The sequence below is a fragment of the Achromobacter arsenitoxydans SY8 genome (assembly GCF_000236785.1).
GTDB lineage: Bacteria > Pseudomonadota > Gammaproteobacteria > Burkholderiales > Burkholderiaceae_B > Achromobacter > Achromobacter arsenitoxydans.
This window is the reverse complement of sequence record NZ_AGUF01000083.1, coordinates 1-16952: the sequence shown is the minus strand read 5'-3', so window position 1 is coordinate 16952 and position 16952 is coordinate 1. Positions and strand designations below refer to the sequence as shown.

At 65.6% G+C, this 16952-nt stretch carries 13 protein-coding genes; 5 read left to right on the top strand and 8 right to left on the bottom strand.

The genetic code is table 11. The features are described 5' to 3' along the window. The 3 genes from KYC_RS25595 to fusA form a co-directional block, all read left to right on the top strand. A partial coding sequence (locus tag KYC_RS25595) for an autotransporter family protein (RefSeq protein ID WP_008167946.1) occupies window positions 1–1972 on the top strand: 1972 nt, incomplete at its 5' end. An 81-nt stretch (window positions 1973–2053) separates the two neighbouring features. Then, on the top strand, window positions 2054–6085 hold the full coding sequence (locus KYC_RS25585) for an autotransporter outer membrane beta-barrel domain-containing protein (protein WP_167310278.1): 4032 nt from the start codon (window positions 2054–2056) through the stop codon (window positions 6083–6085). A gap of 382 nt (window positions 6086–6467) precedes the next feature. Continuing rightward, entirely contained in the window at window positions 6468–8579 is a 2112-nt protein-coding gene (gene fusA, locus KYC_RS25580; RefSeq protein WP_008167941.1) for an elongation factor G, read from the top strand. A gap of 16 nt (window positions 8580–8595) precedes the next feature. Here the strand turns inward: fusA and KYC_RS25575 are convergent, their stop codons facing one another. Further along, a complete protein-coding gene (locus KYC_RS25575) occupies window positions 8596–9492 on the bottom strand; it encodes a DMT family transporter (protein ID WP_008167940.1) in 897 nt (298 codons plus the stop codon). A 300-nt stretch (window positions 9493–9792) separates the two neighbouring features. Here KYC_RS25575 and KYC_RS25570 point away from each other — a divergent pair, with 300 nt between their 5' ends. Continuing rightward, entirely contained in the window at window positions 9793–10263 is a 471-nt protein-coding gene (locus tag KYC_RS25570; protein WP_008167939.1) for an Lrp/AsnC family transcriptional regulator, read from the top strand. 12 nt (window positions 10264–10275) lie between these two features. Here the strand turns inward: KYC_RS25570 and KYC_RS25565 are convergent, their stop codons facing one another. Then, a complete protein-coding gene (locus KYC_RS25565; protein WP_008167938.1) occupies window positions 10276–11085 on the bottom strand; it encodes an alpha/beta fold hydrolase in 810 nt (269 codons plus the stop codon). Window positions 11086–11216: 131 nt separating this feature from the next. Here KYC_RS25565 and KYC_RS25560 point away from each other — a divergent pair, with 131 nt between their 5' ends. Further along, window positions 11217–11714: a YbaK/EbsC family protein gene (locus KYC_RS25560; protein ID WP_043519261.1), complete on the top strand. Its 498-nt coding sequence runs from the start codon at window positions 11217–11219 to the stop codon at window positions 11712–11714. Window positions 11715–11736: 22 nt separating this feature from the next. On the opposite strand, the gene KYC_RS25555 is transcribed toward KYC_RS25560, so the two are convergent. From KYC_RS25555 to tolA, 6 genes are all read right to left on the bottom strand, one after another. Then, entirely contained in the window at window positions 11737–12549 is an 813-nt protein-coding gene (locus KYC_RS25555; RefSeq protein WP_008167934.1) for an ABC transporter ATP-binding protein, read from the bottom strand. After that, window positions 12546–13589 carry a FecCD family ABC transporter permease gene (locus tag KYC_RS25550; RefSeq protein ID WP_008167932.1) on the bottom strand — a complete coding sequence of 348 codons (1044 nt, stop codon included), beginning with the start codon at window positions 13587–13589 and terminating at the stop codon, window positions 12546–12548. The genes KYC_RS25555 and KYC_RS25550 overlap by 4 nt, the downstream gene beginning before the upstream one ends. After that, window positions 13589–14278 carry a tol-pal system protein YbgF gene (gene ybgF, locus KYC_RS25545; protein ID WP_008167929.1) on the bottom strand — a complete coding sequence of 230 codons (690 nt, stop codon included), beginning with the start codon at window positions 14276–14278 and terminating at the stop codon, window positions 13589–13591. The genes KYC_RS25550 and ybgF overlap by 1 nt, the downstream gene beginning before the upstream one ends. Window positions 14279–14363: 85 nt before the next feature. Further along, entirely contained in the window at window positions 14364–14864 is a 501-nt protein-coding gene (gene pal / locus KYC_RS25540) for a peptidoglycan-associated lipoprotein Pal (protein ID WP_008167928.1), read from the bottom strand. Between the two features lie 31 nt (window positions 14865–14895). Beyond that, window positions 14896–16218 carry a Tol-Pal system beta propeller repeat protein TolB gene (gene tolB, locus KYC_RS25535; protein ID WP_043519259.1) on the bottom strand — a complete coding sequence of 441 codons (1323 nt, stop codon included), beginning with the start codon at window positions 16216–16218 and terminating at the stop codon, window positions 14896–14898. A 16-nt stretch (window positions 16219–16234) separates the two neighbouring features. Further along, on the bottom strand, window positions 16235–16952 hold a 718-nt coding region (tolA, locus tag KYC_RS25530), incomplete at its 5' end, for a cell envelope integrity protein TolA (RefSeq protein WP_008167926.1).

Genomic DNA, 16952 nt, shown 5'->3' with positions numbered 1-16952 from the left:
TTCGGATCTTTACCTCGTGACGTCGGTACCGAATCAAGTCAACCTGTCCAATGCCACGGGCGTCACGCTCAACTACTGGGACGGGCAAACCGGCCATCTCAATGGCGCCATTGAGGGCGGCGCCGGAGTCTGGAACACCAGCAGCACCAACTGGACGGATAACGGCGCCGTGATTCACGGCGCCTGGAACCCTGGCGATTTTGCGGTGTTCCATGGCGTGGGCGGCAATGTCACCGTCGAAGCTGGGGCGTCAGTCATGGTCGGGGGCATGCAGTTTGCCGTGGATGGCTATGCGATTGACGGCGCCGCCATCGAACTGGCAAATGCCGAGACGGTGATCCGCGTTGGCGACGGCACCTTGGCCGGCGCGGGCACAACCGCCATCATCAATGCTGAGCTGACCGGCACAGGCGCGATGGTCAAGACCGATTACGGCACGCTGGTGCTGTCTGGCGGCGCCAACTACACGGGCGGCACCTTTGTCCGCGACGGCACGCTGCGGGTCAACAGCCAGCTTGGCGGAAACATGGATGTGCTTGCCGGCGCGCGGCTCGAAGGCCATGGCACGGTTGGCCACACCAGCAATGCCGGCGTTATTGCGCCGGGCGGCTCGATCGGCACGCTCACCATCGCAGGCGATTACGAGGGCGCGGGCGGCGCGCTGCACCTGGAAACCGTGCTGGACGGCGACGCCTCGCCGACCGACCGGCTGGTGATCACCGGCGACGTCTCCGGCACCACTCAAGTCGTGGTTACGAACCGGGGCGGCGCCGGTGCGCAGACGGTCAACGGCATCAAGGTCATCGAAATCGGCGGCGCTTCGCCCGCCAACGCCTTTGCACTGGCTGGCGACTTTGTCACCGCCGACGGCCAGCAGGCGGTGGTGGCGGGCGCTTATGCCTACACCCTGCAACACAACAGCCCGTCGCTGCCCGCTGACGGCAACTGGTACCTGACCTCGGCGTTGTCGGCGACGGAGCCGGCGGCCGGGCAGCGCTACCAGCCCGGTGCAGTGGTGTACGAGCAATACCCGCAGGTGCTGGCCGCGCTGAACACCGTGCCGACGCTGCAGCAGCGTGTGGGCAACCGCTATGGGTCGCAGGGCGCAGAGGCCGGTGGTCAATCCGAACGCCGCGCCGTGTGGGCCCGCATCGAGGGCGGTCACACGGCATTCGATGCCTCCCGTTCCACCACCGCTACCCGGCGCGACGTCGATGTATGGAAGCTGCAGACCGGCATCGACTTCACGCTGCATGAAGGCAAGAACGGCGCATCGCTGGTCGGCGGCATCAACGGCCTGTACGGCACCGCCAACGCCGGGATGCGTTCCGCGTTCGGACGCGGCAAGGTCGACGCCACCGGCGCCGGCCTGGGCGCAACGCTGACGTGGTACGGAGCCGATGGCTTCTATGTCGATGGCCAGGCGCAAAGCATCTGGTTCGACAGCGATATCAGCTCCCGCACCTTGGGCCGCAAGCTCTCCTCGGACAACAGCGGCCATGGCTATGCGCTGTCGGTTGAAACAGGCAAGCGCTTCGGCCTGGGCAACGGCTATGCCGTCACGCCGCAGATGCAGCTGGTCTATTCACGCGTGCACTTCGACAGCTTCAACGATCCGCTCGATGCCCAAGTTTCGCTGCGTGATGCCGACAGCCTGCGCGGCCGGTTCGGCCTTGCCGTCGATCACGAGGCCGCGTGGGGCGGAACGAACGGCAAGCAAAGCCGCTCGCACGTCTTCGGCAGCGTCAACCTGTACAACGAGTTCCTGCAGGGCAGCACGGTCAGCGTCGCCGGTGTTGACGTTGCCAGCCGCGATGAGCGCCTGTGGGCGGGGATCGGGGTCGGCGGCACCTACGAGTGGAACAACGGCGCCTATGCGCTGTACGCCACCGCGGATCTGGCCAGCAGCACCCGGAACTTCGGAGACAACTACAGCTTCGGCGGCACGGTCGGCATGCGCGTGCGCTGGTAGTTGACCGACATCGCAAGGTGTCTGACACCTATCCCCCACGCGCACGCCAGAGGCGGGCTCGACTGCGCTTGGTCCTAAAAGTTGCACAACAAGCGCAATTTCGTTCTGGTCATATTTCCAAGGGGATCACTCAGCTTCTCTAATGCCGTGATGCAGCAAACATCTGCATCAGTTTGTCAACAATTGGTAAAAGAGAGCCTGATGGAAACAAATAAGTACGATTCTCCGGCCCCTGTCAATTCGGCCAAGCGCCTCTTGTCAGGGGCGTCAACCTTGGCGCTGTTGATGAGTTGCGGCTCGGCGTACGCGCAGGATGCCGTTTGGTCCGGATCGACATCCAGCGACTGGTTCGTGGCATCGAACTGGGTATCCGGCATACTCCCTACATCTAGGCCTGTCCACATCGGCGGGCCGTCGGGATTTGCGTTTTCTCCGGTCTTCGGCGCCGGCCAGAGCGATTCGGTTTTTGCACTTCGTATCGGCGGTGGCAACGCCGGCGATACCGGCGCCTTTACTATCGAGGGTGGCGGCAGGCTCTCCGGTGTTGAACTGGCCGTTGGCCATGAGTCGGGCACTTCAGGCCTCATGGACGTAAAGGACAGCGGTTCAAACTGGACATCAATCTGGCAATCTGATGTCAACACTGGCAATAGCTGGATCGGGTATGCAGCGGGCAGTACGGGCGAGTTGAACATCTCAAACGGCGGCAGCCTCAACACGCATGTGCTCGTGGGTGGCCACTTTGGCGAAGCTGGTTCTTTCAGCCCCTCCGCGGGCATTGTCCGCGTCGAAGATCCGGGCTCGCAGCTTTCCGCTGCCAGCATATTTATTGGCAACTACGGCGACGGCAAGCTCTTCGTCTCGCAAGGGGGAAGTGTCGCAAACCAGTACACCGTCATTGGTGCGGAGCGTGGCGGCACCGGCAAGGCTACGGTTAGCGGCGCCGGCTCGCAGTGGACGATGACTGGCGACATGAATGTCGGCGGGTATGGCTCTGGAGAGCTGCTCATCTCCGATCGCGGGCAGGTCACGACGGGTTCGATCACCAGGATTGCTGCTTTTGGTTCTAGCAGCGTCGGCCTGGTTCATGTGAAGGATCCGGGCTCAATCTGGGACATCGCCAATGATCTGAGCATGGGGAGCAACGGGGGGCAGGCCACCCTGACCGTCTCTGACGAGGGCGAGGTGCGCGCAAACTTCATCACCGTGGCCCAGGGCGCCGGTTCTACCGCCAACGTCAATATCGGCGGCGCGGCCGGCGCAGCCGCCGACCGAGCCGGCACACTCGCGGTCTCCGGCCTGAGGTTCGGCGCCGGCAATGGCCAGCTCAACTTCAACCACACCGACAGCAGCGGCGCCTATGCCTTCTCGGTGCCGATTTCGGGCTCAGGCGCCATCAACCATGTCGCCGGCCACACCCGGCTCAATGGCGCCAGCCCCGCGTTCAACGGCGCGATCGTCGCCACGGGCGGCACATTGCTGGTCGACAGCATGCTGAACCTGGGCAGCTCGGCCACGGTAGGCGCCGGCGCAGCGCTTGGCGGCATTGGCCAGCTCGGCAACGTCTCCATCCAGGACGGCGGCATCTTGCTCGGCAGGCAGGGCGAGCAACTGAGCATGAATTCACTGGTGCTCAACAATGGTTCCCAGGTCAATGTGCAGCTTGGCGCACCGGGCTCGTCCAGCCTGTTTGATGTGGCCGCCGACCTGACGCTGGCTGGCAGCCTGAACATCAGCGATCTGGGCGGTTTCGGCGCTGGCGTGTACCGTCTGTTCGATTACGGCGGCGCGCTGACCAACAATGGCATGACCATCGGCTCGACCCCGGTGGGCACCAATGCCTCGGATCTTTACCTCGTGACTTCGGTATTGAATCAAGTCAACCTGTCCAATGCCACGGGTGTCACGCTCAACTACTGGGACGGGCCAACCGGCCATCTCAATGGCGTCATTGATGGCGGCGCCGGTGTCTGGAACACCAGCAACACCAACTGGACGGATAACGGCGCCGTGATTCACGGCGCCTGGAACCCGGGCAATTTTGCGGTGTTCCATGGCGTAGGCGGCAATGTCACCGTCGAAGCCGGGGCGCCAGCCACGATCGGGGGCATGCAGTTTGCCGTGGATGGCTATGCGATTGACGGCGCCGCCATCGAACTGGCAAATGCCGAGACGGTGATCCGCGTTGGCGACGGCACCTCGGCCGGCGCGGGCACCACCGCCATCATCAGCGCTGAGCTGACGGGCACAGGCGCAATGGCCAAGACCGATTACGGCACGCTGGTTCTTTCCGGCGGCGCCAACAGCTATGCGGGCGGCACCACCGTGCGTGGCGGCGTCCTCGAAATTTCCGCTGACGGCCACCTTGGCGCGGCCGCTGGCGAGCTGACCCTGGACAACGCCGCCTTGCGCACGACCGCCAGCCTGGACTCCAGCCGCACGGTCAACCTGGCCGGAACCTATGCCACCATCGACACGGCAAACGGCACGACGCTGTCCCTGACAGGCGCCATGTCGGGCCCCGGGTCGCTGGTCAAGGACGGCGCCGGCACACTGGCGCTTGACGGCGCCACTTCCTACACAGGCGGCACCTTTGTCCGTGACGGCACGCTGCGGGTCAACAGCCAGCTTGGCGGAAACATGGATGTGCTTGCCGGCGCGCGGCTCGAGGGCAACGGCACGGTTGGCCACACCAGCAATGCCGGCGTCATTGCGCCGGGCAGCTCGATCGGCACGCTTACCATCGCAGGCGACTACGAGGGCGCGGGCGGCGCGCTGCACCTTGAAACCGTGCTGGACGGCGACGCCTCGCCGACCGATCGACTGGTGATCACCGGCGACGTCTCCGGCACTACTCAAGTTGTGGTTACCAACCGGGGCGGCGCCGGTGCGCAGACGGTCAACGGCATCAAGGTCATCGAAATCGGCGGGGTCTCGCCCGCCAACGCCTTTGCTCTGGCTGGCGACTTTGTCACCGCCGACGGCCAGCAGGCGGTGGTGGCGGGCGCTTATGCCTACACCCTGCAACACAACAGCCCGTCGCTTGCCGCCGACGGCGACTGGTACCTGACCTCGGCGCTGTCGGCCCCGGAACCGGGCCCCAATCTGCCGGGTTCCGGCGCGCCTGGCGGGCAGCGCTACCAGCCCGGCGCCGTGGTGTACGAGCAATACCCGCAGGTGCTGGCCGCGCTGAACACCGTGCCGACGCTGCAACAGCGCGTGGGCAACCGCTATGGGTCGCAGGGCGCAGAGGCCGGTGGCCAGTCCGAACGCCGCGCCGTGTGGGCCCGCATCGAGGGCGGTCACACGGCATTCGATGCCTCCCGTTCCACCACCGCTACCCGGCGCGACGTCGACGTATGGAAGCTGCAGACCGGCATCGACTTCACACTGCATGAAGGCAAGAACGGCGCATCGCTGGTCGGCGGGATCAACGGCTTGTACGGCACCGCCAACGCCGGGATGCGTTCCGCGTTCGGACGCGGCAAGGTCGATGCCACCGGCGCAGGCCTGGGCGCAACGCTGACCTGGTACGGGGCCGATGGCTTCTATGTCGATGGCCAGGCGCAAAGCATCTGGTTCGACAGCGATATCAGTTCCAGCACCTTGGGCCGCAAGCTCTCCTCGGACAACACCGGCCATGGCTATGCGCTGTCGGTTGAAACAGGCAAGCGCTTCGGTCTGGGCAACGGCTATTCCGTCACGCCGCAGATGCAGCTGGTCTATTCAAGCGTGGACTTCGACAGCTTCAACGATCCGTTCGATGCCCAGGTTTCGCTGCGTGACGCCGACAGTCTGCGCGGCCGGTTCGGCCTGGCCGTCGATCACGAGGCCGCGTGGGGCGGAACGAACGGCAAGCAAAACCGCTCGCACGTCTTCGGCAGCGTCAACCTGTACAACGAGTTCCTGCAGGGCAGCACGGTCAGCGTCGCCGGTGTTGACGTCGCCAGCCGCGATGAGCGCCTGTGGGCGGGTATCGGGGTCGGCGGCACCTACGAATGGAACAACGGCGCCTATGCGCTGTACGCCACCGCGGATCTGGCCAGCAGCACCCGGAACTTCGGAGACAACTACAGCTTCGGCGGCACGGTCGGCATGCGCGTGCGCTGGTAGTTGACCGGCATCGCAAGGCCCGTGCATGTCCGCCGCGATTCGCGGCGGCCTCACGGGCCTTGATGCTTCCGGGTAACTGCGATCTGGCGTGGGGCCCGATGAAACCGTCTCGATCGCATGTCATCGGCTCCTGTGCCGGGGCGCAGCTAGCGCGGCGATGGAGTCGGTGTCCCTTATTTTCATGCCGCTGCGGCGTATGCTCCCTCAGCGTGCGCATGTGCCCGTTTCACGCTTGAAACTTGCCGTGCGGCGCGTAATATTCATGCATCAGCGCGGGCGCGGTTCCGCAACTCCCAAGCACTGCACGCGGCAACGCGCCCGCCGCGGCAAGGCCCGGTCGGGCTTGCCGTTCGCCACGTAGCCAACCGCTAGGGAAGAGGCCATGACTCGCAAGACGCGCATCGAGCTTTATCGCAATATCGGCATCAGCGCCCATATTGACGCAGGCAAAACGACGACCACCGAGCGCATCCTCTTCTATACCGGCATTACCCACAAGATCGGCGAAGTCCACGACGGCGCCGCGGTGATGGACTGGATGGAGCAAGAGCAGGAGCGGGGCATCACCATCACCTCCGCCGCCACCACCGCCTTTTGGAAGGGCATGGCGGGCAACTACCCCGAACATCGCATCAACATCATCGACACGCCGGGCCACGTGGACTTCACCATTGAAGTCGAACGCTCCATGCGCGTGCTGGACGGCGCCGTCATGGTCTACGACGCGGTGGGCGGCGTGCAGCCGCAATCCGAGACCGTCTGGCGCCAGGCCAACAAATACAAGGTGCCGCGCCTGGCGTTCGTCAACAAGATGGACCGCGTCGGGGCTGATTTCCTGCGCGTGCACCGGCAGATCGCCGAACGGCTTAAGGGCGACGCCGTTCCCATCCAGCTGCCGGTCGGCGCCGAAGACCATTTCGAGGGCGTGATCGACCTGGTCAAAATGAAGGCCATCATCTGGGACGAAGCCAGCCAGGGCGTGAAGTTCCAATACGAAGACATCCCCGCGTCCATGCAGGCGCAGGCGCAGGAATGGCACGAAAAAATGGTCGAAAAGGCCGCCGAGGCCAACGAGACCCTGCTTGAGAAATACCTGTCCGGCGAGCCCCTCACCGAAGCGGAAATCAAGGAAGGGCTGCGCGCCCGCACGATCGCCAACGAGATCGTCCCGATGCTGTGCGGCAGCGCCTTCAAGAACAAGGGCGTGCAGGCCATGCTGGACGCCGTCATCGACTACATGCCGTCGCCGGTGGACGTGCCCGCCATCAAGGGGCATGACCAGCGCGACCACGAGATCGAGCGCCATCCGACCGACAACGAGCCGTTCTCCGCGCTGGCGTTCAAGATCATGACGGACCCGTTCGTCGGGCAGCTGGTGTTCTTCCGCGTCTATTCAGGCGTGGTGAAATCCGGCGACTCGGTCTTCAACCCCATCAAGGAAAAGAAGGAGCGCCTGGGCCGCATCCTGCAGATGCACGCCAATGAGCGACGCGAGATCACCGAGGTCTACGCGGGCGATATCGCCGCGGCGGTGGGCATCAAGGACGTCACCACCGGCGACACGCTCACGGATCCGGCGCACATCATCATCCTCGAGCGCATGGTCTTCCCGGAACCCGTGATCTCGCAGGCCGTCGAGCCCAAGACCAAGGCTGACCAGGAAAAGATGGGCATCGCACTGGGCCGCCTGGCGCAGGAAGACCCCTCATTCCGGGTGCGCACGGACGAAGAGTCCGGCCAGACCATCATCTCGGGCATGGGCGAGCTGCACCTGGAAATCTTGGTCGACCGCATGAAGCGCGAGTTCGGCGTCGAAGCCACCGTGGGCAAGCCCCAAGTGGCCTACCGCGAGACCATCCGCAAGACCTGCAACGAGGTCGAAGGCAAGTTTGTCAAGCAGTCGGGCGGCCGCGGCCAGTACGGGCATGTCGTGCTCAAGCTGGAACCGCAAGAGGCAGGCAAGGGCTATGAGTTCGTCGACGCCATCAAGGGCGGCGTGGTCCCGCGCGAATTCATCCCGGCCGTCGACAAGGGCATCCGCGAGGCGCTGAACGCCGGCGTGCTGGCGGGCTATCCCGTGGTGGACGTGAAGGCGACGCTGTTCTTCGGTTCGTACCACGACGTGGACTCGAACGAAAACGCCTTCAAGATGGCGGGCTCGATGGCGTTCAAGGAAGGCATGCGGCGCGCCGATCCGGTGCTGCTGGAGCCCATGATGCAGGTCGAAGTCGAAACGCCCGAAGACTTTACCGGCAACGTCATGGGCGATCTGTCCTCGCGCCGGGGCATGGTGCAGGGCATGGAAGACATCGCGGGCGGCGGCGGCAAGGTGGTGCGCGCCGAAGTGCCGTTGGCCGAGATGTTCGGCTATTCGACATCGCTGCGTTCGCTGACGCAGGGGCGCGCAACTTACACCATGGAGTTCAAGCACTACGCCGAGGCGCCGCGCCAGGTAGCGCAGGAAGTCATGGCGGCCCAGGGCGCGGGCCGCTGAACGCGCATCCCGGGGCTCAGGCGGCGGCTGCGGCCGCCGCCGCCGTGCGCGTCTGCCACGAGGCCAGCTTCACGCCCAGCAGGATCATCACGAAACCGTAGGCGTGGAACAGCTGCGGGGCCTCGCCCAGCAGCGGCCAGGCCAGCAGCGCGGCGTAGACCGGCACCAGGAACATCGACAGGCCCGCTGTCGCGGGCCCGGCCTGGCTGATCAGCCGGCCATAAACGTAATACGCGCCCAGGCTGGGCACCACCGCCAGGAACAGCAGCACGGCCGCCAGGCGCGGGTCCGTCCATGGCGCGGCCGTTCCGGTTGCGGCCTCGATGCCGGCGAAGGGCGCCAGCGCCAGCGCGCCAATCAGCATCATCGTGGCCAGCCGGGCGCTGTCGGGCACAGCCGGCAAGACCAGCCGCTTTTGCAGCACCGTGTAGAACGCCCAGCCCGTCGCCGCAAGCAGTACCCACAGGTCGCCCTGGCCAAACTGCAGCCGGGCCAGTGCATGCGCGTCGCCGCGCGCCAGCACCACCAGCACGCCGCCCAGGGCCAGCGCCAGACCGGCCGCGCGCGGGGCCGTCAACGGCTTGCGCCAGAGCATGGCTTCCAGCAGCGCCACCAGAATCGGGCTGCACGAAAAAATCAGCGCGATGTTGGTGGCGCTGGTGGTCTGCGCGCCGATGTACTGCGGCGCGACCGCCACGCCCATGCCCAGGATGGCCAGCGGCGCAAGTGCCGGCAGGCCGCGCCACAGCGCCTTGCGGTGCGTGCGCAGCGCGGGCAGGGCGATCGGCAACAGGATAAGCAGGGCGATGAGCCAGCGGCCGAATGCCAGGAAGACGGGGGGAAGGTTGGCGTCGTGGGCCCAGCGGGCGGCCACCATGTTGGAGGCGAATAGCGCTGGGGCCGTGAAAAGCATGACGGCGCCGGACAGGCCGAGACCGTTTCTTGCGGATGCTGCTGCTGCGTGGGACATGGTTTCCGGCCGCGCGGATCGGCGCGCGGCATGCTGCGTTGGAACTGCCGGCGCATGCGCCGGGTTGTGCCGCAGCGTGCGCCGAAATCCGACGGGCGGGATAAATGCCCGTCTTGCAGGAAAGTCTACGGCCCGGCAGACAAAATAGGTTTCCTGATTCACGCTGGTTTTGGTCGATCAGGAAAATATTCTTCCGCTAGAATCGCCATTCTTAGAGATTCCGTCTTTCACTATCCGATACTCATGGCCATACTGCCCAAAATCGACGAAACCGACCGCAAAATTCTGCGCGCGCTGCGCGCGGACGGGCGCCTGACCAACTTGAAATTGGCCGAGACGGTCGGGCTGTCGCCCACCCCGTGTTGGAACCGGGTCAAGGCGCTGGAAGAGGCGGGCGTGATAGAAGGCTATGCCGCCTTGCTGAACCAGAAGGCGCTCGGGTTGCCGGACACGGTCATGATTGAAGTCACGCTGGAGCATCACGACGACGACACGCTGGCGCGCTTCGGCGAAGAGATCAGCCGCCTGCCCGAAGTCGTGGAAGCCTTCCTGGTGACGGGCGAGTACGACTACCTGATCAAGGTGGCGGTGGCGGGCACCGAAGGCTACGAGGAATTCCTGCGCAAGCGCCTGTACAAGCTGCGCGGCGTGCGCCACAGCCGTTCCACGTTCGTGCTGCGGCGCCTGAAGCACACGCCGTCGGTCGAGCCCTGACGGGCCGGCAGGTCAACTGCCGATGAATTCCTGGATGGCGCCGTTGAAGGCGCGCGGATTGCCCAGGTTCATGCCGTGCGACGAGCCGGCGATGTTCACGCGATGGGCCTGCGGCAGCCATTGCGCCAGGGCGTCCAGCACGGCAGGGTAAGGCGCCGGGCTCAGCGCGCCGCCGATCAGCAGGACGGGCATCGTCAGGCTGCCGATCTGCTCGGGCGTCAGGATTTCAGGGTGTTCGTCCACCTGTCCAAAAAGCGTGCCCACGTTGTCGCGCACCATCTCTTTGAACCACGGCACCATGCGCTGCCAGGTGTCAGGCCCGGTCACGGTGTCCACGAACAGCGCCAGGCCTTCTTCGATGTTCCCCTGGCGGATCAACGCCAGGGCGCGCTGGCGGAAACCGCCGCGCTCGTCGCCGCCGCCGGGCAGCGGCAGGCCGGGGTCGGCCAGCGTCAGGCTGCGCAGGGCATCCGGCTGGCGCAGGGCGGCTTCAAGCACGACGCGCCCGCCGCGGGAATGACCCACCAGATGCGCGGGGCCGCCGGCCACCTGGTCGATGAATTCCAGCACGTCGCTGGCGTGCTGCGCGACCGAAAATCCGCCGCCTTCGCCGTCCCAGGCTTCCGGCCAGTAGCGCCGCAGGCACACGGCAAGCACTCGGAACGACCGGCCCAGCGGCGCCATCTGAGATTTCCAGTATCGGCTGTCCGACAAGGATCCATGCACCAGCACCAGGGGCGCGCCGCTGCCGTATTCGGTGTAGGACATGGCATAACCGCCGATCGGCGCGGTTTGCAGGGGCAGGACGGGTTCGGAACGCATGGGGGTAGGGAGGTATAGCCAGGTCCGCATTCTAGCCCGGCAAGGCCTCGGGGGCGACGGCGCCGGACGCTGATAAACTCGTCTGCGGCGCGCCGGCGCGCCGCCCCATCCATTGATCGGAGTCCGCCCAGATGTCCCCAGAGTCTCTCGCCGCCTTGCCCGAATCCGCCCAGCGCGTGGCCCGCCTGCTGCTGGAACTGGGACACGACAAGCCGGTGGTGATCCTGCCCCAGACGGGCAAGACGTCGGCGGAAGCGGCGGCGGGACTGGGCTGCGAGGTGGCCCAGATCGCCAAATCCATCATCTTCCGCCGCGCCTCTGACAATGCGCCGGTGCTGGTCATCGCCAGCGGCAGCAATCGCGTGGACGAAGCCAAGGTTGCATCGCAGGTGGGGCCGCTGGCCAAGGCCGACGCCAAATTCGTGCGCGACATGACTGGCTACGCGATCGGCGGCGTCTGCCCCATCGGCCATGCGGTCAAGCCAGTGATGCTATTGGACGCCGATCTTTTCAATTACGACAGCCTGTGGGCGGCCGCCGGCCATCCGCACGCGGTCTTCAACCTGACGCCCGCGCAACTGGCGGGCATGACCGGCGCCCCGGTGGCGGACGTGGCGCTGCGCGCCTGAGCGCGGTGCTTGGCTCCTCCGGTCAGCCGGGGTGTTCTTCCAGCCCGTCGACCAGCACCTGCCGCCGTCCGCGCGAGCAGGCTTCCACCCGGGCCTGCACGCCATAAACCGCCGCCAGCGACGCCGGCGTGATCACATCGGCAGGCTCGCCCGCGCCATGCAGCGCGCCCTCGTGGATCATCACGGCCCGGTCCGCGTGCTGCAGGGCCACGTTCAGGTCGTGCAGCACGATCAGGCTGATCAGGCCGTGCTCGCGAGTTTCCTGTTGCAGCAGCCGCATGACGTGGAACTGGTAATTCAGGTCCAGCGCCGACAGCGGTTCGTCCAGCAGCAGCACGCGCGGATGGCGGATCAGTGCCTGAGCCAGGCCCACAAGCTGCTTCTGTCCGCCGGACAGCGCGTCCAGGTAGTGCAGGGCCAGGTGCGCGATGCCCAGCCGTTCCAGCAGCCGGTCGATGGCAGGCAGGTCTACCGATTGCGCCATGGCATCGCTTGCCTTGGCAGCCACCAGCACCGATTCGAACACCCGCAGATGCACCGCCGCGGGCAGGCTCTGGGGCAGGTACACCACGTGGCGGGCGCGTTCGCCGTGATCCAGCCGGGTCAGGTCCAGCCCGTCGAGCGAGGCCCGGCCTTCGCGAGGGCGGATCAGGCCGGCCAGCGCCTTGAGCAGGGTCGACTTGCCGCTGCCGTTGGGGCCGAGCAGCGCGGTGACTTCGCCCGCGGCCAGCGCGGGGATCGACAATTGGCGCAGCACGTCCTCGCGGCCATAGCCGGCCGAAAGCGCGTCCACGGCCAGCCCGGACGGCGGCGTCGGGAGGGCGGGATGGGTCATGGCAATTGCCTGCGCAGCACGACGGAAACGAAAAAGGGGATGCCGACCAGCGCCGTCACGATGCCGACGGGCACCACGACGCCGGGCATGATGTTCTTGGACGCGATGGACGCCAGCGACAGGATCACCGCACCCACCAGGGCGCTGCCCGGCAGGTAGAACCTGTGGTCCTCGCCGAACAGCCGGCGTGCGATGTGCGGCGCCACCAGGCCGATGAAGCCGATGGTGCCCACAAACGCCACCGCCAGCGCCGACAGCAGGCTGACCCGCGCCAGCGCCGCGACCCGCAGCCGGCGCACGTCCACGCCAAAGCTTGCGGCGCGGTCTTCGCCCAGCCGCAGGGCGGTCAGCTTCCACGATTGCCGCATCGCCAGCGGCAGGGCCAGCGCAAACGCCAGCGCCAGCACGCCGACGGTCGTCCAGCTGGACCTCGCCAGACTGCCCATCGTCCAGAAAACCAGGTTCTGCAAGGCTTCGGCGCTGGCCGTGAACTGCACCAGCGACACCAGGGCATTGAACGTGAACACCATGGCGATGCCGAACAGCACGACGCCCGAGGTATTCATGCCGCCCCAGCGGGCGACGGCGTCCAGCAGCAGGGCGGCCAACAGGGCAAAGAAGAACGCGTTGGCCGCGATCAGCCAGCCCGCGGGCACGCCGGGCAGACCCAGCTGCAGCACGATCGCCAGCGAGGCGCCGAAGGCCGCGGCCGACGACACGCCCAGCGTGAACGGGCTGGCCAGGGGGTTGTTCAGGATGGTCTGCATTTCGGCGCCCGCCAGCCCCAGCGCCATCCCCACCAGCGCCGCCATCAAGGCGGACGGCAGGCGGATGTCCCAGACGATCACGCGGTAGGTCGCGTCCGCCTGGGCGGGCGTGAGCAGCGTCCGCCAAAGGTCGCGCCAGGGCAGGCCCGAGGGGCCCGCGGTGAAGTCGATCAGCAGCGCAATGAAAATCGCCGCCAGCAGCAGGGCAATAAGCCCCGCCCGGCGGCGAAGAATGTGCCGGTAGGCGGCAACCGCGCTTGCGGCTTGCCGCATTACTGCAGCAATTGCAGCCGGCTCTTGGCCGTGCTGGCGGCAGGCGTGGTCGGGTAGTCGCGGACGATGCGCTGCAGCGTCGCCTTGGCGCCGGCGCGGTTGTTCAGCTCGATCTGGCTGCCGGCGATGATGAGCAGGGCGTCCGGCGCGCGAGCGTTGTCGGGGGACTTCTGGACCATGCCGTTCAACTGCTCGATGGTGCCCTTGAAATCCTTCAGGGCGTAGCGGCTGCTGCCTTGGTAGAACTGGGCGCTGGGCGCGAGCTGGCTGTTCGGATAAAGCGCGGTGAAGGCGGCCAGCGATTCGGCCGCTTCCTTGTATTGGCCCTTGCGGAACTGGTCCATCGCGCCGTCATAGGCGGCCTGTTCCTGGGGGTCGCCGGCCGAGGCTCCCGGCGGATTGGAGCCGCCCGCGGCGCCGCCCGGCTTGGCGCTGGGCTGCTGGCGCGACACCAGTTCCAGCTGGTCGCGCAACTGCGCGACTTCTTGCTGCAATGCTTGAATCTGATCGGCCAGTTGAAGCTTGGCGCGCTGGCTTTGCTCGTTCTGCTGCTGCACTTGCTTGCGCAAATCCAGGATGGCCTTACGGGCCTCATCGTCGGAAAAAGCGTGAGCGGGCGCCGTCAGGACGGCGAGCGCCAGGCCGGAGGCCACAATCAAAGGACGCAGGGACAGAACGTTATCGCGCATGAATATTCCCGGGTATAAAAACAAACGTCGGGACGGCCGGTTGACCGTCCCGACGCGTGGTAGGGCTCTAGACTAAGCGAAAAGCTTAACGCAGATAGTTGATATCGGCGCGGCGGTTTTCGGCAAAGTCGGCTTCAGTCGTACCCGTCGAGCGCGGCTTTTCCTTGCCGAAGCTGATGGTTTCGATCTGATTGTCGCTGACGCCCAGCAGGGTCATCATGCGACGCACGGCGTCGGCACGACGCTGGCCGAGGGCCAGGTTGTACTCAGCACCGCCGCGTTCGTCGGTGTTGCCTTCGATCTTGATCTTCTGCTGTTGGTTCGAAGCCAGATACTTGGCGTGGGTTTCGACCAGGCCACGGTATTGGTCCGACACGGTGTAGCTGTCGAAATCAAAGTACACCGAGCGCTGTTGCGCCAGGATGCTTTGGGGGTTGAAGGGATCAAGGATCTGGCCGGAGGCCGAGGATCCTTGGCCAGCGCCTCCGCCCTGACCCGCTTTATCGTCGAGAGGGACGGAGCTGCAAGCTGCCAGGGTGGCAGCCAGAGCGGCGATGGTTAGGCTTTTGGCAATGCGCGACTTCATGATAGTTCCTTTGCAAAGAGAGTCACACGTGTTATCGGGTAAATGGGCCCCAAGTCGGTTCACGTATTTCCCCGTTCAGTACCGAAAGCGTCTGTCTTACGCGTCCATCGCTCGACACACCTGCAAGCACGCTACGGCCATTTTGGATGGCGGCATAGAGGACTTGCATTCCGTTGGGCGCAAAGCTGGGAGACTGATCGTCACGACCATCAGTCAGCAAGGCTTCGGATCCAGTGGACAAGTTCAGGGACGCGATTCGAAACGCGCCGTCTCGTCTTGCAACGTACAGCAGCGTCGATCCATCGGGGGAAATTCGGGGTGATATGTTGTAACCACCATTAAACGTGAGACGGCGGGCCTCGCCGCCTGTCGAGCCGGTCTGATAGATTTGCGGCCCGCCGCTGCGGTCACTCGTAAAGATAATGGAAGCGCCGTCGGGCGTAAAGCTCGGCTCGGTGTCAATCCCGGGAGAACGCGTAACTCGGGTAGGATTCGAGCCATCCGACGCATTAACGACGTAAATTTGCGACAAACCGTCGCGCGTCAGGGCCACGGCCAGCTTGCTGCCGTCCGGCGACCAGCCGGGTGCGCTGTTGTTGCCCTTGAAGTTGGCGACCGGAGCGCGGGCGCTGGTTGCCAGCGTGTGCACGTAGACGACGGGTTTGCCCGATTCGAAGCTCACATAGGCCAACTTGGCGCCATCGGGCGACCAGGACGGCGAGATGATGGGCTCGCGCGAGCGCAGGGCGACCTGCGGATTCTGGCCGTCGGCGTCCGCCACCTGCAGTTCGTAGGTGGCGCCTTTCTTCAGCACATACGCGATACGGGTCGAGAACACGCCGCGAACGCCCGTGATCTTTTCGTAAATGCGGTCGGCGATCTGGTGCGCGACCCGGCGCAGTTCCTGTTCGGTGCCCGAGAACGCCACGCCGTCCAGCTGCGACTTCTTGACCGTGTCGGCCAGGCGGTAGCGCACGTCGTAGCGGCCGTCGGCGCCGCGGGTGATGCTGCCGTAGGCGATGAAGTCCGCACCCTTGCCGCGCCAGTCGTCGTGGGCGATGGGAGAGTCCACATTCAGGCCGGAACCCGCGGCGTTGATCAGGCGGAACTGGCCGGTGCGGGTCAGGTCGGCGCGGATCACTTCGGCCAGTGCGCGGCCATGGGTGTCGTCAACAGCGAAATCGGCGATGGCCACGGGATACTGGGTTGCGCCGGTGCCGGAAATATCGACACGCAGTTGCGCATGGGCGGGCTTCATGGCCATCAGGCAGGCCAAGGCCACCATCAGTAGTCCGATCCCATACGATCTCCAGAGAGCGAGGGGGGGTACTCGTCGACTGTAAGCGGGAGTCATGTTCGTCAATCTCCTGTCAATCATACATTCTGTACACAACGTCAATAATGGGTTCATAGCGGCCCGTCGAGGGCTTGGGGAAGGGGTTGCAGCGGCGGATGCCGGTCTCGACCGCGCGGTCAAAGCCCGCGTTGCCCGAAGAACTGGTCAATGTGACGCCGTTAACCTTCCCGTCAGAACCTAACTGTACCCGGTATTGCGCCGTCGGATTCTCCGAGCCGCTGCGCGGCGGGGGCGGATAAGCGACCCCGGGCTGCACGCAGGCGCGGACCTTGGCGCCATAGCCGCTGTCGCGTCCGCCGCCTGCCTGGTTGCGGTCGGCGGTGCCGCCCGGGATCCCGGCCGCGCCCAGCGCGTCGTTGCGGAAAGCGTCCTTCAGGGCCTTGTCGGCAGCGGCCTTCTTCGCGGCAGCGGCCTTCTCGGCGGCGGCCTTTTCGGCTGCGGCCTTTTTCTCCGCAGCCGCCTTCTCGGCGGCAGCCTTTTCAGCCTTTTCGGCCTTTTCCGCGGCGGCCTTCTCGGCTGCTGCCTTTTCCGCGGCAGCCTTCTTGGCGGCCTCGTCCTTGGCCTTCTTTTCCGCGGCGGCCTTTTCGGCGGCAGCCTTTTCGGTCGCGGCTTTCTCGGCAGCCGCCTTTTCGGCTGCTGCCTTCTGCGCGGCGGCCTTCTCGGCGGCGGCCTTTTCAGCGGCCTGGCGCTCTTCCTCCAGACGCTTCTTTTCCTTCAGTTCGGCCTGCTTG

What these genes read in the sequence shown, in the direction of transcription:
- KYC_RS25575 (WP_008167940.1), bottom strand. Translation starts at nt 9,492, where the DNA reads ATGCTTTTCACGGCCCCAGCGCTATTCGCCTCCAACATGGTGGCCGCC.
- KYC_RS25560 (WP_043519261.1), top strand. Translation starts at nt 11,217, where the DNA reads ATGTCCCCAGAGTCTCTCGCCGCCTTGCCCGAATCCGCCCAGCGCGTG.
- KYC_RS25550 (WP_008167932.1), bottom strand. Translation starts at nt 13,589, where the DNA reads ATGCGGCAAGCCGCAAGCGCGGTTGCCGCCTACCGGCACATTCTTCGC.
- ybgF (WP_008167929.1), bottom strand. Translation starts at nt 14,278, where the DNA reads ATGCGCGATAACGTTCTGTCCCTGCGTCCTTTGATTGTGGCCTCCGGC.
- tolB (WP_043519259.1), bottom strand. Translation starts at nt 16,218, where the DNA reads ATGACTCCCGCTTACAGTCGACGAGTACCCCCCCTCGCTCTCTGGAGA.
- KYC_RS25565 (WP_008167938.1), bottom strand. Translation starts at nt 11,085, where the DNA reads ATGCGTTCCGAACCCGTCCTGCCCCTGCAAACCGCGCCGATCGGCGGT.
- KYC_RS25555 (WP_008167934.1), bottom strand. Translation starts at nt 12,549, where the DNA reads ATGACCCATCCCGCCCTCCCGACGCCGCCGTCCGGGCTGGCCGTGGAC.
- KYC_RS25570 (WP_008167939.1), top strand. Translation starts at nt 9,793, where the DNA reads ATGGCCATACTGCCCAAAATCGACGAAACCGACCGCAAAATTCTGCGC.
- fusA (WP_008167941.1), top strand. Translation starts at nt 6,468, where the DNA reads ATGACTCGCAAGACGCGCATCGAGCTTTATCGCAATATCGGCATCAGC.
- pal (WP_008167928.1), bottom strand. Translation starts at nt 14,864, where the DNA reads ATGAAGTCGCGCATTGCCAAAAGCCTAACCATCGCCGCTCTGGCTGCC.